The 26,314-nt window shown below is 72.2% G+C and carries 21 protein-coding genes; 4 read left to right on the top strand and 17 right to left on the bottom strand.

The window, feature by feature from the left end; genetic code table 11:
* Positions 1-58 precede the first annotated feature (58 nt).
* A complete protein-coding gene (locus tag OG896_RS14025) occupies positions 59-1,573 on the bottom strand; it encodes an MFS transporter (RefSeq protein WP_329365491.1) in 1,515 nt (504 codons plus the stop codon).
* 120 nt (positions 1,574-1,693) lie between these two features.
* Between OG896_RS14025 and OG896_RS14030 the strand changes: the two genes are divergently transcribed.
* Positions 1,694-2,350 (top strand): TetR/AcrR family transcriptional regulator, encoded by a 657-nt coding sequence (locus tag OG896_RS14030; RefSeq protein ID WP_329365492.1) that lies wholly within the window; start codon positions 1,694-1,696, stop codon positions 2,348-2,350.
* Between the two features lie 122 nt (positions 2,351-2,472).
* Here the strand turns inward: OG896_RS14030 and OG896_RS14035 are convergent, their stop codons facing one another.
* The 6 genes from OG896_RS14035 to OG896_RS14060 all read right to left on the bottom strand — a co-directional run bounded on the left by OG896_RS14035 (position 2,473) and on the right by OG896_RS14060 (position 8,489).
* A complete protein-coding gene (locus OG896_RS14035) occupies positions 2,473-3,399 on the bottom strand; it encodes a DeoR/GlpR family DNA-binding transcription regulator (protein WP_402447458.1) in 927 nt (308 codons plus the stop codon).
* 187 nt (positions 3,400-3,586) lie between these two features.
* Positions 3,587-4,084, bottom strand: coding sequence for a hypothetical protein (locus OG896_RS14040; RefSeq protein ID WP_329365496.1), 498 nt, complete (start codon positions 4,082-4,084; stop codon positions 3,587-3,589).
* 262 nt (positions 4,085-4,346) lie between these two features.
* Positions 4,347-4,943, bottom strand: a complete 597-nt coding sequence (locus OG896_RS14045) for a hypothetical protein (protein ID WP_329365498.1) — start codon at positions 4,941-4,943, stop codon at positions 4,347-4,349.
* A 128-nt stretch (positions 4,944-5,071) separates the two neighbouring features.
* Complete coding sequence (locus tag OG896_RS14050) at positions 5,072-6,580, bottom strand: C2 family cysteine protease (protein WP_329365500.1); 1,509 nt, start codon at positions 6,578-6,580, stop codon at positions 5,072-5,074.
* Positions 6,580-6,909 carry a hypothetical protein gene (locus tag OG896_RS14055; protein WP_329365501.1) on the bottom strand — a complete coding sequence of 110 codons (330 nt, stop codon included), beginning with the start codon at positions 6,907-6,909 and terminating at the stop codon, positions 6,580-6,582. The genes OG896_RS14050 and OG896_RS14055 overlap by 1 nt, the downstream gene beginning before the upstream one ends.
* 131 nt (positions 6,910-7,040) lie before the next feature.
* A complete protein-coding gene (locus OG896_RS14060) occupies positions 7,041-8,489 on the bottom strand; it encodes an NAD(P)H-quinone dehydrogenase (RefSeq protein ID WP_329365503.1) in 1,449 nt (482 codons plus the stop codon).
* A 352-nt stretch (positions 8,490-8,841) separates the two neighbouring features.
* Here OG896_RS14060 and OG896_RS14065 point away from each other — a divergent pair, with 352 nt between their 5' ends.
* From OG896_RS14065 to OG896_RS14075, 3 genes are all read left to right on the top strand, one after another.
* Positions 8,842-9,279 carry a gamma-glutamylcyclotransferase gene (locus OG896_RS14065; protein ID WP_328468439.1) on the top strand — a complete coding sequence of 146 codons (438 nt, stop codon included), beginning with the start codon at positions 8,842-8,844 and terminating at the stop codon, positions 9,277-9,279.
* Between the two features lie 184 nt (positions 9,280-9,463).
* Positions 9,464-10,273: a purine-nucleoside phosphorylase gene (locus OG896_RS14070; protein ID WP_328468437.1), complete on the top strand. Its 810-nt coding sequence runs from the start codon at positions 9,464-9,466 to the stop codon at positions 10,271-10,273.
* A 117-nt stretch (positions 10,274-10,390) separates the two neighbouring features.
* Positions 10,391-12,073 (top strand): phospho-sugar mutase, encoded by a 1,683-nt coding sequence (locus OG896_RS14075; RefSeq protein ID WP_329365506.1) that lies wholly within the window; start codon positions 10,391-10,393, stop codon positions 12,071-12,073.
* Positions 12,074-12,131: 58 nt separating this feature from the next.
* Here the strand turns inward: OG896_RS14075 and OG896_RS14080 are convergent, their stop codons facing one another.
* The 10 genes from OG896_RS14080 to OG896_RS14125 form a co-directional block, all read right to left on the bottom strand.
* Entirely contained in the window at positions 12,132-13,091 is a 960-nt protein-coding gene (locus tag OG896_RS14080; RefSeq protein WP_329365508.1) for a phosphate ABC transporter ATP-binding protein, read from the bottom strand.
* A gap of 110 nt (positions 13,092-13,201) precedes the next feature.
* Positions 13,202-14,152, bottom strand: coding sequence for a sortase (locus tag OG896_RS14085; RefSeq protein WP_329365510.1), 951 nt, complete (start codon positions 14,150-14,152; stop codon positions 13,202-13,204).
* Between the two features lie 532 nt (positions 14,153-14,684).
* Complete coding sequence (locus OG896_RS14090; RefSeq protein ID WP_329365511.1) at positions 14,685-16,160, bottom strand: hypothetical protein; 1,476 nt, start codon at positions 16,158-16,160, stop codon at positions 14,685-14,687.
* 114 nt (positions 16,161-16,274) lie between these two features.
* Complete coding sequence (locus OG896_RS14095) at positions 16,275-17,402, bottom strand: hypothetical protein (protein WP_329365513.1); 1,128 nt, start codon at positions 17,400-17,402, stop codon at positions 16,275-16,277.
* Between the two features lie 85 nt (positions 17,403-17,487).
* Positions 17,488-18,591 (bottom strand): substrate-binding domain-containing protein, encoded by a 1,104-nt coding sequence (locus tag OG896_RS14100; protein WP_329365514.1) that lies wholly within the window; start codon positions 18,589-18,591, stop codon positions 17,488-17,490.
* A gap of 269 nt (positions 18,592-18,860) precedes the next feature.
* Positions 18,861-21,356 (bottom strand): hypothetical protein, encoded by a 2,496-nt coding sequence (locus OG896_RS14105; protein ID WP_329365515.1) that lies wholly within the window; start codon positions 21,354-21,356, stop codon positions 18,861-18,863.
* Entirely contained in the window at positions 21,353-23,050 is a 1,698-nt protein-coding gene (locus OG896_RS14110; RefSeq protein ID WP_329365516.1) for a phosphate ABC transporter substrate-binding protein PstS, read from the bottom strand. Before OG896_RS14110 ends, OG896_RS14105 begins: the two co-directional genes overlap by 4 nt.
* Positions 23,047-24,576 carry a phosphate ABC transporter permease PstA gene (gene pstA, locus OG896_RS14115; protein WP_329365517.1) on the bottom strand — a complete coding sequence of 510 codons (1,530 nt, stop codon included), beginning with the start codon at positions 24,574-24,576 and terminating at the stop codon, positions 23,047-23,049. The genes OG896_RS14110 and pstA overlap by 4 nt, the downstream gene beginning before the upstream one ends.
* Before the next feature lie 90 nt (positions 24,577-24,666).
* Positions 24,667-25,686: a phosphate ABC transporter permease subunit PstC gene (gene pstC, locus OG896_RS14120; RefSeq protein WP_329365518.1), complete on the bottom strand. Its 1,020-nt coding sequence runs from the start codon at positions 25,684-25,686 to the stop codon at positions 24,667-24,669.
* Between the two features lie 122 nt (positions 25,687-25,808).
* Positions 25,809-26,201: a DUF1508 domain-containing protein gene (locus OG896_RS14125; RefSeq protein WP_329365520.1), complete on the bottom strand. Its 393-nt coding sequence runs from the start codon at positions 26,199-26,201 to the stop codon at positions 25,809-25,811.
* Positions 26,202-26,314: the final 113 nt, after the last annotated feature.

Raw genomic sequence — 26,314 nt, forward strand, 5'->3', positions numbered from 1 at the left:
GCCGCACGTCATACGGTCGGGCCCCGGCGGCGCGCCCGCGGCGCGCCGCCGCTCCCGCTCAGCGCAGCGCCGGCTTCGGAGGCGCCTTGAGCAGGAACACCATCACCACCGCGGCCGAGACGAAGATCGCCGCCAGGGTGAACGCGGCGGTGGCGCCGTTGATGAACGCGTTGCCGTGCGCGTGCCGGGAGACCGTACCGAAGACGGTGACCAGCACCGACAGTCCGAGGCTGCCGCCGATCTGCTGCATCGTCTGGAGCAGGCCGGACGCGGAGCCCGCGTCCTGGGGCTGGACGCCGGAGAGGATGAAGGTGTTGAGCGGCATCATCGTCCAGCCGACCCCGAAGCCGACCAGCATCAGCGGGCCGAGCAGTCCGGCCGCGTAGCCGTCGGTCGGGCCGAGCTGGGTGATCCAGATCGTGCCCGCCAGGTTGATCGGCAGCCCGATGCTCACCACCGTCTTCGCGCCGAACCTGCCGATCATGCGCGGCGCGAGCCGCGCGGCGACGAAGAGCGGCCCGGCCAGCGGCAGGAACGCGAAGCCGGTCTTCAACGGGCTGAAGTGCAGATACGTCTGAAGGTACTGGGTGCTGAAGTAGAAGACGCCGAACATCCCGGCCGGCACCAGCAGCATCACGCTGTAGGCGATGGCCCGGTTGCGGTCGGCGAACAGCCGCAGCACCACCAGCGGGCGCTCGACCCGCGTCTCGTTGACGAGGAACGCGCCGAGCAGCGCGACCGCGATCACGAACGACGCGAGCGCCCGTCCGTCGGTCCACTTGCTCTCGCCGACCCGGATGAAGCCGTACACCAAGGTGGCCATGCCGAGCGTGCCGGTCAGCGCGCCCGCGATGTCGAAGCGGCCGCCGCGGTGGCGGGCGGTCTCGTTGATGAAGCGCGGTGCGAGCACCATGATCAGGGCGCCGACCGGCACGTTGATGAAGAACACCCAGCGCCAGGAGCCCAGGTCGGTGAGGATGCCGCCGGCGGTCAGGCCGATCGCCGAACCCGCGCCGGAAACGGCCGAGAACACGCTCAGCGCCCGGTTGCGCTCGGTGCCCTCGCTGAACGACGTGGCGATCAGGGCCAGGGTGCTGGGCGCGGCCAGCGCTGCGGCGGCCCCCTGGAAGCCGCGGGCGACCAGCAGGGTGGTCGCGTCGTTGGCCAGCCCTCCCGCGATCGAGGCGACGGTGAAGGCGGCGACGCCCCACACCATCGCCGTACGGCGGCCGATCAGGTCGCCTATTCGGCTGCCGAGCAGCAACAGGCCGCCGAAGGCGAGGGTGTAGACGTTGAGCACCCACGACATGCCGGTGGCCGAGAAGCCCAGGTGGGTGCCGATGCCGGGCAGCGCGACGTTCACCACGGTGGCGTCGAGCAGGATCATCAGCTGGGTGCCGACGATGGCACCGAGGACGAGGTACGGGTGGCGGCTCGCGGGGGACGACGGCTGCCGGGTGGGGGCGGGGACGGCACCGGTGGTGGCGCTGCCGGCCTGTTGGGTGCTGTGGGTCAGGTCTGTTCCTCCGGTGCTGTTGGTGCTGTCGGAGTCACGCGTCGTGGGCGTGGACATGGTGAGTAAGCCTCCAGCGGAGAGAGTAAACGGAGGTCTCCTCCGAAAACTATACGGAGGCTTCCTCCGGAACTACAATCGCTTTCGGCGAGATATTCCGGAGTGGAGGCGGGACCGACGATGCGGGCAGACGCGCAACGCAACTACGACCGGTTGCTCGAAGAGGCCCGGCAGGCGTTCATCGTGCACGGCACCGATGTCGCGCTGGAGGACATCGCCCGGCACGCGGGCGTCGGCATCGGCACGCTCTACCGGCACTTCCCCAACCGGTACAGCCTGATGAACGCGGTCTTCGTCCGCGAGATCGACGCGCTCGGCGCTCGCTCCATCGAGTTGATGTCCGCGGACGACCCGACCGAGGCCCTCACCTCATGGCTGTACGCGATGGCGGCGCACTCGTCGGCGTACCGCGGCATGGCCGCGGCCATCGGTGAGGCGTCCGACACGCAGATGCCCGCGTGCAAGTTCAAGTTGCGCGAGTCCGGCGGGCAACTCCTGACCCGTGCGCAGCAGGCGGGCGCGGTACGGGAGGACATCCGCATCGGCGACCTGCTCAAGCTGACGTACGCGGTGGTGCAGGCCGCGGAGAAGGACTCCACGGAGAAGGGGGTCTTCCAGCGGCTGATGAGCATCATGATGGAGGGCATCCGTACGAGGCCGTCCGCGGAGGCGTCGGCAGGGTCGCCGGCGGGAGCACCGGCGGTGGCCTCGGCCGGGGAGCGTCGTCCCGCCGCGACGGTCCCGGCCGCGTCCGACGCGCACGCCGGGTCCCGCTGAGCGGGTGGCCTTCCGCGCCTCTGAGCGGCTCTCCTTTCACGGAAGGGGAGCCGCTCAGGGGCATGGGGCGCGTGGCTCAGGGCTGAGGGTTCAGCGCGCAGGGTTCACGCAGGGCCCAGGGCTCAGCGGCGGCGGACGTCGGCGAGCCGGGGCGTGGGGCTCTCCCCGTTGCCGACCGGACCCGCGCCCAACGGCGGGGCGCCGCGCAGCGGGTGGTGCCGCCGCGGCCCGGGCAACCCGCGCCCGGACGCCAGCCCGTCCGCTGCCGCCGCGGCGGCCACCGCCGCACTGGACCCGCTCCCGGGCAGCGAGGCGACGGTGACCTGCACCCCCCGGTCGGCCAGCGCCTGCAACTCCGTGCCGGCGCGCTCGTCGTCCGGCTCGGGCTCGTCGGTGACGAGATGGGTGATCTGGTCGGTCGGCACGGTCTGGAACATCGTGTCGGCGCCGAGCTTCGTGTGGTCGGCGAGCACCACCACCTCCGAGGCGGCCTGCACCAGCGCCCGGTCCACGCTCGCGGCGAGCATGTTGGACGTCGACAGCCCGCGCTCGGCGGTCAGCCCCGCGCCGGACAGAAACGCCCGGGACACCCGCAGCCCGTGCAGCGACTGCTCGGCCCCGCTGCCGACCAGCCCGTAGTTCGAGCCGCGCAGGGTGCCCCCGGTCATCACCACCTCGACACGGTTGGCGTGCGCCAGCGCCTGGGCCACCAGCAGGGAGTTGGTGACCACGGTCAGCCCGGCCACCCGCGCCAGCCGTCTGGCCAGTTCCTGCGTGGTCGTACCAGCACCGACCACGATCGCCTCGCCCTCCTCGACGAGGCCGGCCGCGAGATCGGCGATGGCCGTCTTCTCCGCGGTCGCTAGATGGGATTTCTGCGGGAAGCCGGACTCCCTGGTGAAGCCACCCGGCAGCACCGCACCGCCGTGCCGGCGGTCCAGCAGTCCTTCCGCCTCCAGCGCCCGTACGTCCCTGCGCACGGTCACTTCGGACGTCTGGACGACCCGGGCGAGCTCCCGCAGCGACACCGCTCCGTTAGCCCGCACCATTTCCAGAATCAACTGACGACGTTCTGCAGCGAACACGGAACCGACAGTAACGCCAACGACCGGACGGTTTCAGCGTTTTGCACCCGTTGATGGAAGTCGTGCACAAAACAGACCGTCAAGTGCTATAGCTCGACCGTGCGTTCCCTTCCCCACCTGTCCGGAACCCACCACCCCCCACCAACCCGCCCTACGCGCCACCGAGTTCCCTGAGCCGCACCCGGCCGGGTGCGAAGTCCGGGGAGTCGATGGCGACGTCCATGTTCCCGGCGTCGATGGACGCCACCTGCCAGCGCCGATCGTCGATCTCGACCGTGTCACCGACCAGGAGATCCCGATACGAGGCGAGGTACTGCCCCTTGGAAGCCACGCCGATCGAGCAACTCGGAGGACTTTCGGCGAAGTTGTCGGCGACCACGCTCATGTCCGGGCCGGTGTCGGGAACGTGCCAGCGCAGCGTCCAGCGGCCGTTGTCGATGCTGGGCCACTTGGCCATGTCCTTCTCCTGCTCCGTGAGGTTCTTGCCGGGCGCGGTGAGGACCACCCGGTAGGTGCAGATCTGAGCGACCACGTAGACGCCACCGCCGAGGGTGACCTTCTGCCGCGGAGCCACGGTGGTCTTGCGACCGCCCTGGGTCAGCACCGCGGTACGGCTCTTGCCGTCCGCGGCCGCCGACGCGTACGTCACCCACCGACCGCCCGGCAGGGCCGCCCCTCCCCCGCGCAGGATGTGCAGCCCGCCGACCGGACTCAGGTCACCGACACAGACCGGCCCCGGGTCCGGGGTGACCGAAGCGGAAGGACGGGGCAAATGCTCGCTCCCCGCTCCCGTACCGCCGCACGCGGCCGCGGCCGCAGCAAGACAGCCACCCACCACCAGACGGCCAAACGCCCCCACCCGACCCTGCGTTCCCTTCCCCACCTGTCCGGCCCCCCACCACCAACCCGCCCTACGCGCCACCGAGTTCCTTGAGCGTGACATGGCCCGGCTTGAAGTCTCTTGAGGCGACGGAGACAGCCATGTTTCCGGTGTCGATGGACGCGACCTTCCACAGCCGGCCGGCGAACTCGATGGTGCCGCCGACGGGCACGTCGCGGAAGGTGCCGGCCGGTCGGCTGTCGTGCACGACGTGGACGGCGCACCGCAGCGGGCCGGACTCGATGTCGGTGACGACCACCTGGTCGCCCCCGGTACTGCTGTTGGGCGTGTGCCAGGCCAGCGACAGCATGCCGTCCCGGGTCATCGGCCAGTCGGTCATCTTCTCTCCCCGTTCGGTGGGCGCGTGCAGCCCAGGACCGGTCAGCACGACGCGGTAGGTGCAGATCTGAGCGACGGTGTACGTGTGGCCGCCCAGGTCGACTCGCTGCGCGGGCTCCACCGTCAGCCGAGTGGAGCCGGTCGTCAACTCCGCGGTGCGGTGGGTGCCGTCCGCGTGTCCTTCGGCGTACGTCACACTCGTTCCGCCCGGCAGCGCTGTCGCGGCCTGGCTGAACAGGTGCAGCCCTTTGGCGGCGCCGCCCCCCACGCACTCCGGTCCGGGGTCCATGGCCACTGGCGTCATGGGAGCCGGGGAGGACGGATGATCGTGACCCCCACCGGAGGGGCCGCAGCCGACAGGCAGGAGACAGAAGCAGACCAGGCCGAGCCCCCGCATCGCCTTCGACCAGGAGGAGATCATTTGCCCACCTGGAGTTGCTGCGGGGTCTCGAAGTACTCCTTGTACTGCTCGGGGGTGACCGTGACGTCATTGCCCGGCCCCCAGGGGTTGCCGAGCAGCATGTTGCCCTGAGCGTCGAACCCCTTCACGTAGTAGACATGCCGCGTGACATAGTTCCCGTCCCAACTCGGGTCAAGGTTCTTCTTCTTGAGCTCGTCCTCGGACGGGGTCGCCACGATGACCGGGTGATGCGACTGATAGGCCTTCTTGACGCCGTCGAAGCCGCCGCCGATCGACTTCGACTTGCTGCCGGTGACATAGGGCGGCGCCTTGTCGGTGAAGTCCCACTCGGTGGCGCCGTAATCGCCCTGCTCTGCCCGGTCGTAGAGCGGGTCGCCCTGGTGGTCGTCCGGCGCGCCGCCTGTGTCACCCGCGTACATCAGGGCGAACGCCTTCTCGTAGTAGGCGGGCCAGCTCTCGTCCGCGCCGTAGGCGGACACCGGGTTGTTGTCACTGTCCATCGGAATGTCAGGGGTGACCGTGACCCAGTGCAGTTTGCCGTCCTTGTCCCAGATCCGTACGTTCACCGTCCCGTTGGGGTTCTGCTTGACGCCCTCGGCGATGAACTTCGGGTCAGCCTGCGCGGTCGCCTCCAGTGAGGCCATGTACCAGCAGTCTCCGATCTGGCCCTGATGGGCGCCGGACGCATCGACCGTCCCAGGCGTCTTGAACAGCGGGTCCTGCGGCGTGCCGTAGTGCATGCCGTGAACGCCCTGTTCCTGCTGGGAGTTCTGGCCCTCCAGCCACGCGTCCGTCGTGTCGAAGCCCGGCTGGACCGGGAAGGCCGCCTCGATCTTGGGCCAGTGCGTGGGGCCCGCCTTCTTCAGCAGGGAACTGGTGAAGTCGCGGTACTCGCCCGAGGGAAGGCCGTTGGAGTGCTGGAAGGGCCAGATGCCGCTGTTGCCGGTGTGGGTGGCCACGTCGTTGAAGTGGGCCAGGTCGCCCGCCGGGACCTTGTCGAGGAACGCGTCGAGCTCGGTCGGGGTGAGGCCGTCGAGGTCGCCCTTGATCCGTTCCAGGTCGGAACGGCCGTCGGTGTCACCGGCGTTCTTGCCGTTGAGCTCGGCGAGGTCGGTCAGCGCGGTGTTGATCTTCTTCTGGTCCGGCGGCTTCTCGTCGTCGAAGTAGAGCGACGGGTCGACGTCGTATCCGTCGTCGACGAGCTTCTGCACACCCCCGAGTTGGGCGCAGCGGCGCTTCATCGACGCCTGGGTGTCGTCGAGTTCACCGGTCAGGGTGCCCGGCATGCAGCGGTAACCGCCGAAGAAGAGACCGCCCATCAGGTCGCCGACGAGCGGCTGGAGCAAGGCGCTGGTGGTGACCGGTTTGCTGCCGTTGAGGAGGCCGTTGGCGCGGGTCAGGACCATGGCGACCTGCCGGTGCAGGGGGCCCGCGCCCTGGCTCGCCTTCTCCAGGCCGCCGGCCAGCGTGCCGATCTTCTCGGTGTCGAATCCCGCGAACCCCATCAGCCGCCCCCCTTCGCGGACTGCTGCTTCTTCTTCGCCGCGGCCTGGTCGTCGAGCGCCTGCGCCTCGGTCTCCCAGCGGGACGCGTCGGCGACGAGGTCCGACGCCATCCGGTGGAGTGTGGTCTTGCGCGCGACGAGCATCGAGGTGGTGCTCGTGGCGTACGGCCCGTGCCAGATCCCGGCCTTGGCCTGGCCCACCGCGTTGTCCAGGTAGGGACCCATCGATCCCGCGAGCTTGCGGGCGGTACGGGCGCAGTCCCGCAAGTCGGTGGCGCGTTGCTTCAGTTGCTCGGGTGTCTCGCCCGGATCTTCCTGCTTCTGCCCCATGCGTTACCCCCCGGTGTTCGCCATGTGGTGTCACCGTAGGGGCGTGGAAGCGCGGCAAGGGAGCGGTCGGGGGCGGGTGTTACGGGATCGGGACAGCCGTGATCGGCATGTGACGCCGGGTGAGGGGGACTTCAGCCGCCGTGGCCGGTCTTGCGGGTGTGGAGCTGGCGGGCGACCTCCGCGATGGAGCCGGAGAGGGAGGGGTAGACGGTGAAGGCGTTGGCGATCTGCTCGACGGTGAGGCTGTTGTCGACGGCGATCGAGATGGGGTGGATCAGCTCGCTCGCCTTGGGCGCGACCACGACGCCGCCGACCACGATGCCGGTGCCGGGGCGGCAGAGGAGTTTGACGAAGCCGTCGCGGACCCCCTGCATCTTCGCCCGCGGGTTGCGCAGCAGCGGCAGCTTGACGACGTTCGCCTCGATCCGCTTGGCGTCGATGTCCGCCTGGGTGTAGCCGACGGTGGCGATCTCCGGGTCGGTGAAGACGTTGGAGGAGACGGTCTTGAGGTTGAGCGGGGCCACCGCGTCGCCGAGGAAGTGGTACATCGCGATCCGCCCCTGCATCGCGGCGACCGAGGCGAGCGCGAAGATGCCGGTGACGTCGCCGGCCGCGTAGACGCCGGGGGCGCTGGTGCGGGAGACCTTGTCCGTCTTGATGTGCCCGGAGTCGGTGAGCTTGACGCCGGTCTCCTCCAGGCCCATCCCGCCGGTGTTGGGGATCGCGCCGACCGCCATCAGGCAGTGCGTGCCGCTGATCATCCGGCCGTCGGAGAGTGCCACCTCGACCCGGTCGCCGACCCTCTTCACGGACTGCGCGCGGGAGCGGGCCATCACGTTCATGCCGCGGCGGCGGAAGACGTCCTCCAGGACGGCGGCGGCGTCCGGGTCCTCGCCCGGCAGCACCCGGTCGCGGGAGGAGACCAGCGTGACCCGGGAGCCGAGCGCCTGGTAGGCGCCCGCGAACTCCGCGCCGGTGACGCCGGAACCGACCACGATCAGCTCTTCCGGCAGCTCGTCGAGGTTGTAGACCTGGGTCCAGTTCAGGATGCGCTCGCCGTCGGGCAGCGCGTCCTCCAGCTCGCGCGGGCGGGCCCCGGTCGCGATCAGCACCGCCTCGGCGGTCAGCCGCTCGCTGCTGCCGTCGGCGGCCTCGACCACGACACAGCGGGTGCCCTCGGCGGTCGGGCAGCCCTCCAGCCGGCCCCGGCCGCGCATCACCCGGGCGCCGGCCCGGGTCACGGCGGCGGTGATGTCGTGCGACTGGGCGAGCGCGAGCCGCTTCACCCGGCGGTTCACCTTGCCGAGGTCCACCCCGACCACCCGGGCCGAACGGTCCAGCGGCGGCGTGTCGTCGGCGACGATGATGCCCAGCTCCTCGTACGAGGAGTCGAACGTCGTCATCACCTCGGCCGTGGCGATGAGGGTCTTGGACGGCACGCAGTCGGTCAGCACCGACGCCCCGCCCAAGCCGTCGGTGTCCACGACGGTCACCTCCGCGCCGAGCTGCGCCGCTACGAGCGCGGCTTCGTAGCCGCCGGGTCCGCCACCGATGATCACGATCCGAGTCACGTACCCCATTGTCCCGCACGTGCCAAGCGCTCGCCGCCAGGGTCCTGCCCGTACGGCGGCGGGGCAGTGGTACGGGCGCGCGACACCGCGACGGGGCCACGACGGCGCCACGACGGGCGCCCGCCCCAGGCCCGCCGCCGTACGAAAACGGGCGGCCTGGCGGGCGGGCTCGCGGCGGCTTCGCGGACCACCTCGCGGCCCACCTCCCGAGCCACCTCCCGGACCACCTCCCGGGCGACGTCGCAGGTCGCGCCGCGGGCACCGGCAAAGGCCCGTCGCAGCCGCCCGCCCCCCGGATCGCACACGGACACCGCGTCCGCTCCTTACGCCGCGCGAACCCCGCTCCCGTACTCTCGTGACCATGTCGCTCTACGCCGCCTACGGAAGCAACCTCGACGCGCGGCTGATGACGCGCCGCGCCCCGCACTCCCCGCTGCGCGGCACCGGGTGGCTCGACGGGTGGCGACTGACCTTCGGCGGCGAGCAGATGGGCTGGGAGGGCGCGCTGGCCACGGTCGTGGAGGCGCCGGGCCACCAGGTGTTCATCGGGTTGTACGACATCGCCGAGGTGGACGAGGAGTCCATGGACCGGTGGGAGGGCGTACCGCTGGGCATCTACCGGCGGACGACCCTGCGCGTGCACACCCTCGACGGCGACGAAGCGGCCTGGCTGTACGTCCTCAACGACTACGAGGGCGGCCTGCCCTCCGCCCGCTACCTCGGCGAGCTCGCGGACGCCGCCGAGTCCGCCGGCGCGCCGTACGACTACGTGATGGAGCTGCGCAAGCGGCCCTGCTGAGGCACCCCGCGGAGCCGCCGTCCACGCGCCGTCCACGCGCCGTCCACCGCACCGGGCCGCCGCACTCCGGCCACCCGGGTGGCCGAGCCCACCCCGGTCGTCAATTGTCGGAAGATCCGATTTCCGGACGTCATGTTTCTGCGGCGTCTACGCGCGTAGGGAAACACGGGTTACGCTCATCCGCGTGAACGCTTCCGCAGAACCCGATCCCTACGCCGCGGCCGATGCCGCCGCTGCCCGCCTCCGCGAGCTGACCGGCGCCGACACGCACGACGTGGCCCTCGTCATGGGCTCGGGCTGGGTGCCCGCCGCCGACGAACTCGGCACCCACGACCACGAGGTACCGATCACCGATCTGCCCGGGTTCCCGGCGCCCGTGGTCGCCGGGCACTCCGGGCAGGTCCGCTCGGTACGGATCGGCGAGGTGCGCGCCCTCGTCTTCCTCGGCCGCACCCACCTGTACGAAGGGCGCGGCGTCGACAGCGTCGTGCACGGCGTCCGTACCGCGGTCGCGGCCGGCTGCAAGACGATCGTGCTCACCAACGGCTGCGGAGGGCTCCGCCCGGGGTACCGGCCCGGCCAGCCCGTCCTGATCAGCGACCACATCAACATGACGGCCACCTCCCCGCTGCGCGGGCCGCGCTTCGTCGATCTCACCGACCTCTACTCGCCGCGGCTGCGGGCGCTGTGCCAGGAGGTCGACCCCTCCCTCGAAGAGGGTGTCTACGTCCAGTTGCCCGGCCCGCACTACGAGACCCCCGCGGAGATCGGCATGGTCCGCGCGATAGGGGGTGACCTCGTGGGGATGTCCACCGCCCTGGAGGCGATCGCCGCGCGCGAGGCGGGGGCCGAGGTCCTCGGGATCTCCCTCGTCACCAACCTCGCGGCCGGGATGACCGGGGCGCCCCTCAACCACGAGGAGGTCCTCGAAGCCGGCCGGGTCTCCGCCGCCCGCATGGGCGCCCTCCTCCACCAAGTCCTGGGCCGACTCTGACCCACCCGAGCAAGAACCAAGCCGCCCGGCGATTGAGGGCAAAGAGGCGGACCGGCCCGAGCACGAGCGAGCCCGCCCGGCGATCGAGGGCAGACGAACGGACAAAGGAGGACCGACGTGCGGTTCGAGCCCACGCAGTGGATCGCTGAGGACCCCGACCCCGACACCCGGGCGGAACTCGAAGCCCTCGTACGGGCCGCGGACGGCGGGGACGAGGACGCCCGGGCGGACCTCGCGGACCGCTTCCGGGGCACCCTGGAGTTCGGCACCGCCGGGCTGCGCGGCGCGATGGGCGGCGGCCCGATGCGGATGAACCGCGCCGTGGTGATGCGCGCGGCGGCGGGCCTGGCCGCGTACGTACAGGACACCCGCCCGGCGGACCAGGGCCCCGGCCTCGTGGTGATCGGGTACGACGCCCGGCACAAGTCGGAACGCTTCGCGCGGGACACGGCCGCCGTGATGACCGGCGCGGGCCTGGCCGCGGCGGTGCTGCCACGCCCGCTGCCCACCCCCGTCCTGGCGTTCGCGATCCGCCACCTCGGCGCGGCCGCCGGGGTGATGGTGACCGCGAGCCACAACCCGCCGCAGGACAACGGCTACAAGGTCTACCTGGGCGACGGCTCGCAGATCGTGCCGCCCGCGGACGCGCAGATCGCCGAGCGGATCGCGGCGGTCGGCCCGCTGAAGACCGTACCGACGCCCGAGGACGGCTGGACGGTGCTCGGCGAGGACGTCGTGGCGGCGTACCTGGACCGCGCGGTGGGCGTGGTCGCCCCGGACGGCCCGCGCGAGGTGTCGACGGTCTACACGCCGCTGCACGGTGTGGGCCTGCGGACGCTGCTCGCCGCGTTCGACCGGGCCGGGTTCCCCGCGCCCGCCGTGGTGCCGTCGCAGGCCGAACCCGACCCGGACTTCCCCACCGTGGCGTTCCCGAACCCCGAGGAACCCGGTGCGATGGACCTCGCCTTCGAGACCGCCCGCGCGCACCGCCCCGACCTGGTGATCGCCAACGACCCCGACGCGGACCGCTGCGCCGTGGCCGTACCCGACCCGGCCGCCCCCGGCGGCTGGCGGATGCTGCGCGGCGACGAGCTGGGCGCGCTGCTCGCCCTCCACCTGGTCCGGCGCGGCGCCGCCGTCCCCGGCCGGGACACCTTCGCGGCGAGCATCGTCTCCTCCTCGCTGCTGTCGAAGATCGCCGCCCGCGCCGGCCTCGGCTACGCCGACACCCTCACCGGCTTCAAGTGGATCTCCCGCGTGCCGGGCCTGCGGTACGGCTACGAGGAAGCGCTCGGCTACTGCGTCGACCCGGCGGGGGTCCGTGACAAGGACGGCATCACCGCCGCGCTGCTCATCGCCGAACTCGCCGCCGACCTCAAGCGGGACTCCCGCACGCTCGGCGACCTGCTCGACGAACTCGCCCTCACCCACGGGCTGCACGCCACCGACCAGCTCTCGGCCCGGGTCGCCGACCTGTCGCTGATCGGCGCGGCCATGGAACGCCTGCGGGCGCACCCCCCGACCGAGCTGGCCGGCCTCGCCGTCACCGGGGTCGACGACCTCGCCGCCGGTTCCGCGGAGTTGCCGCCCACCGACGGCCTGCGCTACCGCCTGGCCGGGCCCGGGGTCGACGGCGCCCGTGTCGTGGTCCGGCCCAGCGGGACCGAGCCCAAGCTCAAGTGCTACCTCGAAGCGGTGGTGCCGGTGCCCGAGCCCTCGGCCCTGCCCCAGGCCCGCGCCGCCGCGGCCGAGTTGCTCGCCGCCCTCAAGCGCGACCTGGCGACCGCGGCCGGCATCTGAGCGCCGCGGTCGCCCTGCGTCAGGGCCTGGCGTCGGAACCTGGCGTCGGGCTCTCGCCTCAGCCGAAGCGGCCCTGGACGTAGTCCGAAGTGCGCGGGTCCTGGGGGTGGTTGAACATCGCGTCGGTGGGGCCGTGCTCCACCACCGCCCCGGGGGTGCCCTGTTCGGCGAGGAAGAACGCGCACTGGTGGGAAACCCGGGCGGCCTGCTGCATGTTGTGGGTGACGATCACGATCGTCACCTCGTCGGACAGCTCGCCGATGGTCTGCTCGATCCGCCGGGTGGAGGTCGGGTCGAGTGCGGAGCACGGCTCGTCCATCAGCAGCACCCGGGGGCGCACCGCCAACGCGCGGGCGATGCACAGGCGTTGCTGCTGCCCGCCGGACAGCGCGCCGCCCGGCTGCCGCAGCCGGTCGGCGACCTCGCGCCACAGCCCGGCCTTGGTCAGGCACTCCTCGACCAGGGCGTCCCGCGCGGAGCGGTCGGCCTTGACCCCGTTCATCCGCAGCCCGGCGAGCACGTTGTCGTAGATCGACATCGCGGGGAAGGGGTTGGGCTTCTGGAAGACCATGCCGATCTCGCGGCGGGCGTGCGTGATCCGGCGGCCCCGGTCGTAGATGTCCTGGCCGTCCAGCAGCACCTGGCCGGCCAGTGCGGCGGTGCCGACCAGTTCGTGCATCCGGTTGAGGATGCGCAGGAAGGTGGACTTTCCGCAGCCGGACGGGCCGATCAGCGCGGTGACGCGCTGCGCGGGCATGGTGAGCGAGACCTGGTCGAGGACCTTGTGGTCGCCGAACCAGGCGGACACGTCGCGGGCCTCCAGCGTGGCGGAGCGCGAACCCGCCCCGGACGGCGGCGGCGCGAGCACGGCCGCGCCGGCGAACGGCGCGCCGCCGGTGGCCGTCCCCGCAGGTCCCCCAGGTCCCGCCGCCGACGACGCGGGCGACGCGGGCGATACGGGTGGCGCGGGCGACGCCGGTACGGGCGGCAGCGGAACGGTCTTGTCGGTGGCTGACATCGAGTGGCGATCCCCTCAGACGGAGCGGTGTGCGGGCGGCGCGGACCGCGCCCGGCCCGGGCGGGTCACGGCAAGGCGGGTCACGGCAAGGCGGGTCACGACAGGGCGGGTCACAGCAGGTTGGGCAGCAGTTCGGTGGCCGCGCCCGACAGCGCGATGACCAGGGCGGTGAGCACCGGCACCCCGGTGATCCAGCTCTGCCAGCTGCCCCAGCGGCGGTGCGCCCAGCTCACCGCGACCGTGGCGAGCAGCAGCGCCTGGAGCCACAGCAGGACCGGCAGCCACGCCGACGGGTCGCCGGACAGCGGCAGTTCGGCCGAGGAGACGGCGCCGCCGGTCGCCGGTGCGGGCTGCGCGGTGCCGACCAGGTCGGCGTCGACCCGCAGCACCCCGTGCGGCGTGTAGAGCCCACCGGTCGCGGTGACCAGCGTCAACCGTCCACCGCCCGAGGTCAGTTGGGGCGGAGTGGGGTCGCCGGCCCGGCGTACGTCGGTCACTTTGTACCGCGCGTGGCCCTGGCCGGTGGTGACAGTGATCGGGTCGCCGGCGTGCAGCCGGGCGAGGTGGTTGAAGGGGCTGCCGTAGCCCCACTGCCGTCCCATGATCGTGCTGGTGCCGGCCTGGCCGGGCATGGGGGTGTTGCGCAGGTGGCCCGGCCCCGACATCAGCACGCCGGAGGTGGTGCCCTGGAAAACGACTTCGCGCAGGCCGATGGCGGGGATGTGCAGCATCGCGACCGGGGCGCCGTCGCGCACCTCCTTGCCGCGCGCGTCCTTCGGTCCCACCGGGGCGGTACCCAGGGCGAGTTCGGCACGCAGCCGGTCGTATCCGGTCTGCTGGGCGCGGGCGTGCTCGATGTGGCCGAGCACCGTGAGGTTCGCGGCGAAGCCGAGCAGCAGCGCGGCCAGGACGGTCAGCGCCGCGCCCGGGATCGCGAGCCACGGGTCCGGCCGGCCGCCGCCGCCCCTGCCGGACGGCGGCTCCGACGCCGGCTCCGCCCGCGATCGCGACGGCGGGTACGGCGGCCCGGCCTGAGGCTGCGACGGTGAGACGACGGCCACGGGTGCGCTCCTTCGATGCGGATCGGGCGGTGGGGTGCGGTGGTTGGGAGGCGAGTCGGCGGTCGACGGCGCGCGGGGACTTCGTAAGACGGGCTGATCGCCATGCGGGCCAGAGCACTTGGGGCCCCGACCCGCCGGATCAGGGGTGCGGTGGTTGGAAGGTCACGCCGACGATCGACGGCGCGCGGGGACTTCGTAAGGCGGGCAGATCGCCATGCGGGCCAGAGCACTTGGGGCCCCGACCCGCCGGATCAGGGGTGCGGTGGTTGGAAGGTCACGCCGACGGTCGACGGCGCGCGGAAACTTCGTAAGACGGGCAGATCGCCATGCGGGCCAGAGCAGTTGAGGCCCCGACCCGCCGGGGCAGGCGTGCGGTGGTTGGAGAGTCACGCCGACGGTCGACGGCGCGCGGGGACCCGTAGCGCGGGCTGATCGCCGTGCCGGGTACGGCAAGTGGGGACCTGATCCGCCGGGTCGGCGGGGCTCGGACCGGGTCGCCCCGGATCGCGCCGCGCCGGCCCGGCTGGGTGGGTCAGTCCCTCGGGCTCGGGCCGAAGCTGAGCAACTTGCCGTTGCGGCGCACCCGGTGGACGGCGTAGCCGCCGCCCGCGGCGAGCACCAGGGCGAGCCCGGTCAGCGGGAGGACCCCGGTGGCGCCGGTGGCCGCGAGCGTTCCGCCGCCGCCGGAGGTGCCGCCGCTGGTACCACCGCTGTCGCCGGACCCGCCGCCGATGTCGCCACCGGAGTCCCCACCGGTGGCGCCGCCCGAAGCGCCGGAGGCGTCCCCGGATGTGTCGCCGGCCGTGGCGCCCGAGGAGTCCCCGGCGGTGTCACCGGCCGTGCTGCCGGACGAGTCCCCCGAGGTGTCACCCGACGTGTCCCCCGCGGTCGTACCGCCGGTGCTCGCCGCCGCGCCGACGGTGAACGGGAAGTCCACCGCGACGCCGCTGGTGTGCCCGGTGAGCGTCAGCTTGTGACTGCCGTCGGCAACGGAACCCGGCAGCGTGTAGGCGAGGTTGTCGACGGCGCCGGCACTGTCGGCGGGCGCGGTGGCGGGCGTCGCCGCGGCACCGTCCAGCGTGAGGTCCACGCTCTCCCCCGAACTGCCGGACGGCGCCGGCAGGAACCCGGTGGCCGTCACCGCGATCTTCTGGCCGCCCTTCAGGTTCGGCGTGTCGCTCAGCGCGTTGCCGGTGTCGTCGAGCACCGTCACGTCGGGCTCGTCGACGATCGCGTAACTCACCGTCGTGGAGCTCTGCGTGTACTTCGTGTTGTCGTCCGGCACGAAGATCGCCCCGAGCGGCACCAGCGCCGGGTTGGCCAGCGCCGGGAGCTGCGCCGTCGCCGTGCCGTCGGCCACGGTGGCGGTCGCGATCTGGCTGGTGCCGTCCCGCAGGAACTGGACCCGCCCCGCCGCGTCGGCCGGCTGGACCTTCGCGGTGAGGGCGACCTTGTTGTTCACCTGGGCGTGGCCGACCGGGCTCTCGGTGAGGGTGACCGTGGTCTGTGTAGCCGGCGCGGTCTGCTTCACCGCCCAGTTCTGCCCGGTGATCTCGATGGCCATGGTGTACGTCCGCAGCGCCTGGTCGGTGGCCGGGGTGGCGAGACCGCACTCCACGGTGAGCGGGTAGGTGCCGTCGGCGACCGTCCGCAGCGCGGTGCTGATGGAGACGTAGGCGTCACCCGTGGGCGCGGTGGCCGGCAGGGTCACTTCCGCCGGCACGCTCGTGTACGGGGCGCCGTCCTTGACGACCAGCAGGGCCTTCGTCAGGCCGTCCGGCGTGATCAGCGAGACCCGCAGCGCGTCCTGGTAGGGCGCCGGGCAACCCGCCGACAGCGACAGCCCGGTGACGAAGGGCTTGTCGGTGACGGTGCCGCTGCTCGGTGTGAGGGTCACGGTGCCGTTGATGTCCGCGTGCGCGGCCCCCGATGTGGTGAACACCAGCGCTCCGGTGCCCAGGATCAGTGCGAGCACGCTCAGCACTGCGGCGTGCATTCTTCGTTTCATCTCTCCTCGTCCCCTCGGGGGTGCGGTCGGCGGTGCGGTGCCGCCGTGTCCACGGCGGCAGCCGGGCACCTGTGGGGTGCCCGGCCAGTGGTGCGGTTCGTGCGGGTCAGCCCGTCATGACCGCCACTTCGTGGTGAAGGTGAAGGTGACCGAGAGGTGGCTGGTCCTGCCCTGGAGGGTCAGCGTGTGGGTGCCGTCGGCGATCAGCCACGGCACCTGGAGGTCGTAGCCGCTCACCGAGCCGGCCGTGTCGGTGGTGACCGCGGGGAAGAGCGCGAGCGCGCCGCTGACGCGCGGGTCGACCTGCTCCTGCGCGGCGGGCAGGAAGCCCTGCGCGGAGACCTCGATGTGCCTGCCGGGCACCAGGCGCGGGGTGCCGCCGAGCGGGTCGCCGTCCGCGTCGGTGACCTGGATGCCGGGCGCCGAGGTGAAGGAGTACGAGAAGACCGCCACGTCCTGCGCGTAGCCGATCGGGTCGGACGGCACGAAGGTGGCGACGTAACGGCGTACCGCGGCGGTGGCGTTGGCCGGCGCGGTGACGCGCGCGGTGCCGTCCACCACCGGCACCGGATCGCCGATCGGGGTGGTGTTGTCGGTGGTGAACCGGACCGTGCCGCTCGCCTTCGGGCCGACGTGCGCGGTCAGCGTGAAGGGGCTGCCGGCCTGGACGTGGCCCGCCGGATCGCCGGACAGCCGCAGCGTGGTCTCGACCGGCGCGGGCAGGTCGTCGACGGCGAAGGTGCTGCCGGTGATCCGGACGAAGCCGGTGGCCGACGGCCGGTCGGGGAAGTCCGAGTGGTCGGCGTTGCCGCACACCACGTGGATCGGGTAGACGCCGTCGGCGACGGGCACGTGCACGGTCTGGAAGGCGGAGGCGATCGACCGCACCAGGACGCCGGGGCCCGGCTGGGCGGGCGGCCGGGTGGTGACGGCGTCGCCGCTGTACGGGGCGCCGTCGGTGAGGTTGGCCGCGAGCGCGGATTCGCGGCCGTCGGGCACCACGAGGTACACGGCGAGGTTGTCCTGGTAGCCGGCCGGGCAGGCCCGGGCGACCGAGACGGAACTGAACGGCGAGCTGTCGGTGAGGCTGTCACCGCGGGCGGTGAGGGTGACCTTGGGCCCGGCCGTCGCGGCCCGGGTCGCGGTCCACGCGCTCGCGGTGCCGCTCGTGGTGAGCGCGGCGCCGGCGCCCAGGAGCACGGTCAGCGCGCCGACCAGCGCGCCGTACAGTCTTCGGTTCATCGGTGGTCTTCTCCCTGGAGGTCCGAGGGGTGGCCGGGCACCCGCGAACGGGTGCCCGGCCCCGGCGGTGGTACGACGGGTCAGGTCAGAGGATCAGCGCGCCGGTCACGCTGGTGCTGCCGCAGTCGGTGAGGGTGCCGAAGCCGTACTCCTGGATGACGTCGGTACTGGCGCAGACATCGGAGTTCGGGCCGACGAAGGCCTGCGCGATGTCCGGCTCGGTCAGCCGGGAGGTCTGGAACACGTTGTAGACGTCGCGGTGGATCGGGAACGAGGTGTTCAACTTGCTGCTGACGACGGGGGCGACGTTGTCGATCGAGCGCAGTTGCGCGCCGTGGATGCGGTTGCGCACCCCGGTCACCGCGCTGTTGCTCTGCGCGATGTACTGGGCGATGGAGAACGGGGCGATGTCCTCGGCGCCGTCGGCGGCGACGGTGCGCTTCAGCGAGCTGCCGTCGTGCTCCTCGACCGAGACACCGTCCTTGTCGGTGTCCTTGACGCAGGAGGGCAGGGTGGTGGCGTTGAAGCCGAGGGTGGCCGCCCAGAACTTCCGGGTGCCGGAGCCGGCCTGCGGCACCAGCGGGTGCACGGTCACGCCGCCGATCACGGGGAACTGACCGGCCGCCAGCGGGTTGCCGGTCGCCGGGTCCTGGCAGTTGTAGGCGCGGGTGAGCTGCTGCGTGGTGAAGTTCGCCGGCAGGGTGCTGGTGCCGGAGACCGCCACGGTGACCGCGTCCAGGGCGAACGGAACCCAGGTGCCGCTGATGCCGTCGGAGGCGGGGTGGCTGGGCGCGCTGGAGGAACGCGCGAAGTCGAAGTTGTTGGTGCCGGCGGTGATGTCGGCGGCGAGGCCGTTGACGCCCTCGCCGGAGCCGTTCGGCCGCTGCACCGGGGAGTGTCCGGCCCGGGTGGTGATGTTGCCGTGCACCGCGCCGGTGGCGGGGTCGACCGCGTCGTAGGAGGCGATCAACAGCGACGCCGGGTCGAGGTCCGGGTCCTGGACCTCGTTGGCCAGACCGTTGAGCACGTCCTGCGTGGTGTCGGAACCGACGCCGACGAGCTCACGGAAGTTGCTGCCGGTGACAGGGTCGCTGCCCGGGTCGGCCTGCGCGGTGGGCATGGCCAGTCCGAAGCTCAGTGCGGCGACGCCCGCGGCGATCGCCGCCCGCTTGGCGAGTTTCACGTTCACTTGCTTCCTCCGTATGAGGCGGATGGAATTTCAGGTGTGACGTGCCGGGAACCACGCAATTCCCCGTTCCCTGGGCAGTGCGCTATTCCCTGGAACATCCGGCCGGGCCGGACACCGAATACTCTGCCCACTTCATCTCCGCGCGGCAACCAAATCAAAAGCCCCGGTAAAGTGAACAGAAGGGCGGCAGAAGTAATCTCGATTTTCCTTCCACGGGGCGCGCAGGTCCCGCGGCGGGCGGGCGTTCCCGGCGGCGGACGGCGGCCCGCTCATGCCGTGCTCCGCCGGAAGCGCGCCGGTATCAGGGAGCGGCCCGCGCCGCGTATGCCGCCCGCGCGCATCAGCAGCGGTCCGCCGAGCGAGGCGGCGATGCCCGCGATCAGCACGATCAGCAGCACCCAGCGCACCGCGCCGAGCACCGCGCCCGGGGTGATGCCGGTCTTGGCCACGGGTGTGCCGTTCGAGGGACCGCCGGAGCCGTTCTTCAGCGCGGCCGGGGACGCGGACTGCGAGGACGAGGGCGTGGCGCCCGCGGTGCCGCCCGCCGTCGCGCCGGCCGTACCGGTGCCGCCGCCCGGTCCGCCGCCGGACTCGCCCGAGAGCCCCGAACCGCCGCCCGACGCGCCGTCGGAACCACCGCCTGAGCCGCCGGACGAGGAGGGCACCACACCGGTGACCAGCTCGGACGCGGCGGTGAGCGTCTGGTCGCGCAGTGCGGCCGGCAGCGGCGCGTAGCCGGGCGGGAGCAGGCCGGGACCGATGCCGGTGGTCTGTCCGGGGCCGGCGACGTACCGCAGCATGGTGGCGTAGTCCTTGCGCGCGGCGGCGTCCTGGCCGACGGATGCGGCCGCGTAGGTGACCGTGGCCAGCGGGTAGGCGCCCGGCGTCTTCAGCCCCGGGTCCGCGTCCAGCACACCCTTGGTGGAGCCGGCCTTCCAGCCCGCCACCGCCTTGGTCAGGGCGTCGGTGGTCGGGGAGACCCACTGGCCGGCGGGGTTGAGCAGTTCGGCCACGCCGAGCCGGTAGCGGGAGGCGGTGGCCGCGTCGGTCACACCGAAGGAGAAGAACTTCCCCGGCAGGGACATACCGGTCTGGAGCTTCGGCGGCTGGGCGGTGAGGTCCGCGCCCGTCGCGCCGGGCTGCGCCGCGGACAGCACCCTGGTCGCGTCGCCGTGCAGGTCGGCGTTGTACGGATTGGTCGCGGTGCTGTCGATCAGCAGGTTCGGGTACTGGGCGGACGGCGTGTACGACGTCGGATCGGGCCTCGGGTAGTCCGCGATGGCGGACGTGGCCGGTTTCAACGAGAGGAAATAGGGATTGATCGTCATTCCCCAAGGGTCCGGCTTTCCCGCCAGGAAACTCTTCGCGTCCGGGTCGGAACGCAGCCAGCGCCATAGTTCCGCGGTGAAGTCGCCGGAGCTCTGCGGGAGCGCGATACCCTCGATCTGGCTGGAACCCGGGTCGTTCCCGAGATCCGGATTGAGTTTCAGGAACTCCGGGTCCTTGGAAAGACCCTCCGCGTTTTGCGCCGACAGCTTTCCACGCGGGATGTCCGGCCCCGGCACGTCCCACTGGTAGGAAAGGGTCAGCATCTTGGCGACCAGCCGGGCATCCAGCCGGATTCTCGGCACCATCTTGGTCGACCCCGCGACCTCGACGTTGTAGCTGATCACCAGGCCGGAGACCGCCACCGGCGCGTACACGATCGCCGGGCCGTCCGGCGGCGGCGAGATCGGCGACTCCATGAAGGCCAGGCCCGCCGAGCCGTCGCTCGGGTGGGCGATCTGGCCGCGGCCGACATCGTCGCTCTGCAACTCGTAGCCGAAGGTGATCTTGTCCTCGGTGCACATCGTCGGCTGCCACGAGGTGATCGCCTCGTCGGCCAGCTCGGACCCGGTGGTCATCCGCTCCTTCTGCCCGATCGGGCAGTAGGCGCCGACCGGTGCGAAGTCCAGCCGGAAGACGATCCGCTGGGCCCAGTTCGTCGCCGACAGGGGCGAGGTGACCAGGCCGCCGTCGCCGAGGTCAGGGGTGGAGCCGTCGGGCTCGTGGGTGCCGCGGGGAACCACCACCAGCCAGCACGGCTCGGGCGGCACGCCGTCCTTGAGCACCTGCCCGCAGCCGAGGTAGTCCGCGTCGGTCAGGCTGAAGACGACCGAGCCGGTGCCGTCGGCCCCGGTGGGCGCGTAGTCCTGCTCGTTGCTGGTCAACGTGCTGAAGTACGTGTTCATGTTGGTGGTGGCGGCGCCCTTCACCGGCTGGAAGGGCAGGGTCTGCTGCCCGCTGGTGTACGTCGTCTCCTGCGGGTCGTACCGCCCGGTGCCGACCGTGAAGCCGACCTCGCGCCTGGCCGTCTGGGACGGGCCGATGCCGCCGGACGGCGTCCCCATCTCGCACTGCTCGCGGGTGGGTCCGTCCGGCGAGTCGCCCCAGCACTGCATGATCTGGAGGAAGTTGTAGCCGTACCTGCTGGAGTCGGCCATGGCGGTCGGGGCGCCGCCGGTCCAGTTGACCTTCAGGCCCTGGCCGCGCAGTTCCCTGGTCTGCTCGACGGTCACCTTCAGAGAGGTGAAGTCGTCCCAGGTGCCCTTCGTACCGGACTTCGTCACGGCGGACCCGCTGCCGGCGTCGTCCGCGTGCGCCGTGCCGGCCGCCGGCAGCGGCAGCAGCACCAGGCCGACGGCGGCGAGCAGGGCGCACCCCAGCCCGCCGAGGCGTACGAACAGCCCCCGGTTCGCCCGGGGTCGGGTGTCGCGCGCGGTCATTTGCGCCCTCCCGCTCTGGCGGTGAGCCGGCGGGCGACGGCCGGCGGGGCGATCACGACGAGGAGCAGCAGCAGCGCGGACAGGCCCATCAGCCAGGTCCGCAGGCCCCAGAACGAGTCGGCGCCCACCGGCACGGTCGATGCGGCGATGTCCTGGCCGCCGTCGCCGGAGCCGCCGGCGTCGCCGATCGCCTGGCCGGTGTCGGGGTCGACGCCGCCGGAGGTGCCGCCGGCCGTGGTGGTCGCGGTGCCCCCGCCCGAGGTGCCGCCCGCCGGGCCCGCCCCCGCGGTGCTTCCCGAGGCGGTGCCCGAACTGCTGCCGGTGCCGGCGCTGTTCGCGCCGCCGCCCGAGGCCGAGCCGGCCGTGGAGTTGCCGCCCGACGCGGACGACTTCACCGGCGTCCTGGTCTTGCTCGCACCGCCGGTGCCGTCGGAGCACTGCGTCGGCCCGGCCTTGTCGCAGGACTTGGGGAACGGCGCGTTCCTCGCCAGGGTGTTGGTGCCGTTGGTGGAGAAGGTCGGGTTGTCGCAGCCCTTGAGGTTGATGTTCTGGACCTCGACCCCGGGAATCCGTCTGAGCTGGTCGAAGCCGGCCTGCACCAGGTTGATCGGCAGCGGCGAGAAGCCCAGCGGCTCGGCCTGCCGCTGGCCCTCGCACAGGAAGTAGTAGCCGAACGCGCCCAGCGTCCTGCCCTTGTCGGTGGTGAGGCCGTCCTCCACCTTCGTCGGCAGGATCATGTAGCTGTAGCTGGACAGCGGATACGTGCGCGCGTCCTTGTAGTGGTAGACGTTGTCGAGGATCTGCGTCAGGTACTGCGACGAGCTCTTGTTGTCGTTGATCTGCGCCTGGGTCAGCGCGACCGCGACGTTGGAGGCGGTCGGCTCGGTGTAGTACCCGTCCGCGTTCTCGATCTTGGCGACCGGGAAGCCGGTGGTCACCGCGTAGGAGTACTCGACGTAGGTGATGGCGCCGTCGGCGTAGTTCTGCCGGGTGTAGCCGGAGACCCCGAGCGACCCGGACTGCGAGATGAAGCCGGAGCCGGGGACCGTCGGGAAGTACGACGTCAGGCCGCAGGGCACCGGCTTGTCGACGCGCCGGCAGTAGTCGTTCCAGACGGCGCCGTGTTCCTTGGACATCCACAGCGTGAACTGGGCGGTGGTGCCGGAGCCGTCGGAGCGGACCACGGGGATGATCTTGCGGCTGGGCAGGGTCAGGCCGGGGTTGTCGGCGGCGATCTGCCGGTCCGACCAGTTGGTGATCTTCCCGGTGAAGATCTTGCTGACGGTGTCGCCGCTCAGCCGCAGGTTGGTGACCCGCTTCCCGCCGATCTGCAGGTTGTACATGAACGCGGTGCCGCCGGCCACGATCGGCATGTAGGCGTAGCCGCGGGTCGGCGGGGCCTCGCGGACCCCGAACTCGGTCATCCCGTACGGGATCTCGGACACCCCGAAGTCGACGGTGCCGTTGCGGAACTGCTGGCGCCCGTCGGAGGAGCCGGTGCCGGCGTAGTCGATGGTCATGCCGTACTGCGTGACGTTGCGGCGCCACTGGTCGATGGCGTTCTGGCTCCAGGTGGAGCCCGCGCCGCTGATCCGCGCGTAGGTGGCCGCCGAGGCGGTCGGGCCCTGTCCGAGGACCAGCAGCGAGCAGATCAGCAGCGCGAGAGCCGCTGCCGCCGCCCGAATCCTTCTCACGATCCGTCAACTCCCTGTGCGGTGCCCTGGTCGGGGTGTTCCTGGTCCTGATCGGTGGTGGCTGGTGTGTCGGGGGGACGTGGGGTGTCCGGGCCGCCGGGCGCGGCTGGAACGGTCGGCACGGAGGAGGCGCCAGGTGCCGTGGAGGCGCCGGGTTCACCCGGGCCGCCGGGTTCACCCGGGTCGCCCGGCGCGGCGCGAACGGCGGGCGCGGCGGAGCCGGCCCGCGCGGTCCGCCACAGCGCCTCGGTCCGTACCTCGCCCGCTTCCGCCCGTCCGCCCGCGCTCGTCGCCGCCCGCCGGGCGAACCGCTCCTGGTCGCGCCGGGACGCGACCACCCGCCGGTGGGTGCCGCGCCGGGTCAACTCGCCCGGTCCGCGCCCGCCGACGACCCGGGCCGCCACGAACAGCGCGAGCACCAGCACCACCAGCACCGACGCGGTGCCGAAACCGCGGGCGATCATCGCCGGCTGGGGCGACTGCACGAACTCGAAGGCGGCCAGCGGCAGCGACACCATCGGGTTGTGGAACGGCTGGTAGTTGGTGACCGCGGTGAACCCCGCGGTGAGCAGCACCGGGGACGTCTCGCCGACGCCGCGGGCGGTGCCCAGGATCACCGCGGTGGTCAGCCCGGACCGGGCCGTCGGCAGCACCACGTGCCACACCGTGCGCCAGCGCGGCGCCCCCAGCGCGTACGACGCCTCCCGCAGGGTGCCCGGCACCAGCCGGATCACCACGTCGGACGCCCGGATGATGATCGGCAGCATCATCACCGAGATCGCCAGCGCCGCCGCGAAGCCGGACTTGTCCAGGCCGACCGCCAGGATGGCGGTGGCGTAGACGAACAGGCCGGCCACGATGGACGGCAGCGCGGTCATCGCCTCGACCACGGTCCGCACGAAGCGCGCGTAGCGGCCGGGCACCTCGTTGAGGAACACCGCGCACAGCAGGCCGGCCGGCACGGTGAGCACCAGGCCGATGGCGATCTGGATCAGCGTGCCGACGATCGCGTGCCGGATACCGCCGACGCTCAGCGGGTCCAGCGGCCCGGCCTTGCGCATGTCCTGGGTGAAGAAGTTCAGGTGCGGCAGCGCCTCGCGGCCGGACCACAGCGTGTAGACGAGCACGAAGCCCAGCGCGACCAGCAGGAGGACGGCCAGGCTGTGCACGATCGCCGACGCGATCCGGTCGCGCACCGTGGGACCGTCCTCGTCGTACGACACCAGCAGCGCGTAGAGCGCGAGGAACAGCGCGTACGCGCACACCACGAAGCCGAGGCCGCCGCTGAACGGCGCGAGGCGGGTGAAGAACAGCCAGGTCAGGGCGAGCGACGCGGCCGCGGCACCGACCGCGGAGAACACGTCGGTCCGGCGCACCGTGCTGGTGGAGCGGCGCCGTTCGGCGGCCGGCCCGGCCGGGCCCGGCAGGGTGGTGGTGGCCGCGGGCGGCGCGGCGAGGTCCGGCGGCAGGGCGCCGGGCGGGCCGGGCGCCGCCTCGGTGGCGGCGTTGGTGGTGTCCGTGGTCATGCGGATTGCCTCTCCTGACGGCGCCGGTCGTTCGGCTTGCTCGCGTGCCGGGCGGCGCGGCCGGCCGCGCGGGCCGGACCGCGCGGCCGGCTACTCGGCGGTGGCACCGGAACGGCTGCGGGCGACGATCGAGGACGCGGCGAAGTTGACCACCAGCGTCATGAGGAACAGCGCGAGCCCTGCGGCCATCAGCGCGGACATCCCGAACGGGCTCGCCTCGCCGTACCGCAGCGCGATCAGTGACGACACCGAACTGGTGCCGCTCTGCAGGATGTGCGGCTGGATCGCGAACACCGGGGAGATCACCAGGTAGACGCCGATCGTCTCGCCCAGCGCGCGGCCGAGGCCGAGCATGGTGCCGCCGATCATGCCGCCGGTGCCGAACGGCAGGACCACCGAGCGGATCATCCCCCAGCGGGTGGCGCCCAGCGCGTACGCGCCCTCGCGCTCGCCGACCGGGGCCTGCGAGAAGACCTCGCGGATCACCGAGCAGATGATCGGCGTCACCATCATCGCCACCACGATCCCCGCGATGAACGTGGACGCGGTGTAGACGGTGGCGGTGGCCAGCGGGTCGTGCGGGTCGGCGCCGTCGACCTTGAACAGCGGGAACCAGCCGAGGTACGTCGACAGCCACCGGGACAGGCCGATCACCTTGCCCTGAAGGAAGAACAGCCCCCACAGCCCGTAGACCACCGACGGCACCGCCGCCATCAGGTCGACCACGCTGACCAGGGTGCGGCGCAGCCGGGCCGGCGCGTACTCGGCGATGTACAGCGCGGTGCCGATCGCCAGCGGCACCGAGATCACCACGGCCACCGCGGCGATCAGCACGGTGCCGGTGAGCACCGCGGCGATCCCGAAGTGGCCGGCGTCCGGGTCCCACGCGGCGGTGGTCAGGAAGCTGAAGCCGGCCCGGCGCAGCGCCTGCCAGGCCCGGTACAGCAGGAAGCCGCCGACCAGCAGCATCACCGCGAGCACCAGCCCGCCGCCGCCGCGGGCGACGCCCCGGAACAGCCGGTCGGGCAGGCCGGAGTCGGCGTGCAGCCGGCGGGCCCGGTCCTCGGCGCCGTCCGGCCCGGCCGGTCGAGCCTGCGTTCGTATCGTCACCGCACGAACGCTCACGGTGTGCCATGGCCGGGCCCGCACGGATGTGTGAACGACAGCACCCGTAGGGGCAACTTCCGTTCACCCGCGTTCAACCCCGGCCGGCCGCCGCCCCGCCGGGCGGCTCAGTGCACGTCGCCCCACGGCACGGACTCGACGGCGCCCAGGCCGACCAGCAGCACCCGGAACCGGTCGTACGCGGCCTGGCAGGTGGAGTGGCGCTCGTACGCCCGCGCGGACACCGCCCGCAGGTGCCCGTCACGGTCCCTTAATCGCCAGACCCAGCCGCTGGACTCCGCCGCGTGCTGCACGCTGCCGGTGAGCAGCGCGGCCTGCTCGCACAGCGCCTCGAACGCCGCCCGGCACGCCCGGTCGTCCGGATGGCTGGTGGCGCCGTGCGCGATCACCCGCCCGTTGCTGGCGGTCAGCCGCCACGCGTACCGACCGTCCTCGTCGATGTCGATCCGGCACCGGGTTCCGATGCCACCGACCCCGAATTCCCGGCTGTCGCCGGTCATCGCCCCACCCGCCCCTGTCGGCTCCCCCCGCCCCTGCACCTCACGCACGGCACGGGCCGCACGCAGCACCGCGCACGGCACCGGCAATGTATTTGCGAAAGGTTGACTCAGTG

The sequence above is a fragment of the Streptomyces sp. NBC_00669 genome (assembly GCF_036226785.1).
Classification (GTDB): domain Bacteria; phylum Actinomycetota; class Actinomycetes; order Streptomycetales; family Streptomycetaceae; genus Actinacidiphila.

Bases quoted from the DNA above. Each gene is read 5' to 3' on its own strand.
- OG896_RS14025 (WP_329365491.1), bottom strand. From the start codon at position 1,573: ATGTCCACGCCCACGACGCGTGACTCCGACAGCACCAACAGCACCGGA.
- OG896_RS14030 (WP_329365492.1), top strand. From the start codon at position 1,694: ATGCGGGCAGACGCGCAACGCAACTACGACCGGTTGCTCGAAGAGGCC.
- OG896_RS14035 (WP_402447458.1), bottom strand. From the start codon at position 3,399: ATGGTGCGGGCTAACGGAGCGGTGTCGCTGCGGGAGCTCGCCCGGGTC.
- OG896_RS14045 (WP_329365498.1), bottom strand. From the start codon at position 4,943: ATGGACCCCGGACCGGAGTGCGTGGGGGGCGGCGCCGCCAAAGGGCTG.
- OG896_RS14050 (WP_329365500.1), bottom strand. From the start codon at position 6,580: ATGGGGTTCGCGGGATTCGACACCGAGAAGATCGGCACGCTGGCCGGC.
- OG896_RS14055 (WP_329365501.1), bottom strand. From the start codon at position 6,909: ATGGGGCAGAAGCAGGAAGATCCGGGCGAGACACCCGAGCAACTGAAG.
- OG896_RS14060 (WP_329365503.1), bottom strand. From the start codon at position 8,489: ATGGGGTACGTGACTCGGATCGTGATCATCGGTGGCGGACCCGGCGGC.
- OG896_RS14065 (WP_328468439.1), top strand. From the start codon at position 8,842: ATGTCGCTCTACGCCGCCTACGGAAGCAACCTCGACGCGCGGCTGATG.
- OG896_RS14080 (WP_329365508.1), bottom strand. From the start codon at position 13,091: ATGTCAGCCACCGACAAGACCGTTCCGCTGCCGCCCGTACCGGCGTCG.
- OG896_RS14090 (WP_329365511.1), bottom strand. From the start codon at position 16,160: ATGAAACGAAGAATGCACGCCGCAGTGCTGAGCGTGCTCGCACTGATC.
- OG896_RS14095 (WP_329365513.1), bottom strand. From the start codon at position 17,402: ATGAACCGAAGACTGTACGGCGCGCTGGTCGGCGCGCTGACCGTGCTC.
- OG896_RS14105 (WP_329365515.1), bottom strand. From the start codon at position 21,356: ATGACCGCGCGCGACACCCGACCCCGGGCGAACCGGGGGCTGTTCGTA.
- pstA (WP_329365517.1), bottom strand. From the start codon at position 24,576: ATGACCACGGACACCACCAACGCCGCCACCGAGGCGGCGCCCGGCCCG.
- OG896_RS14125 (WP_329365520.1), bottom strand. From the start codon at position 26,201: ATGACCGGCGACAGCCGGGAATTCGGGGTCGGTGGCATCGGAACCCGG.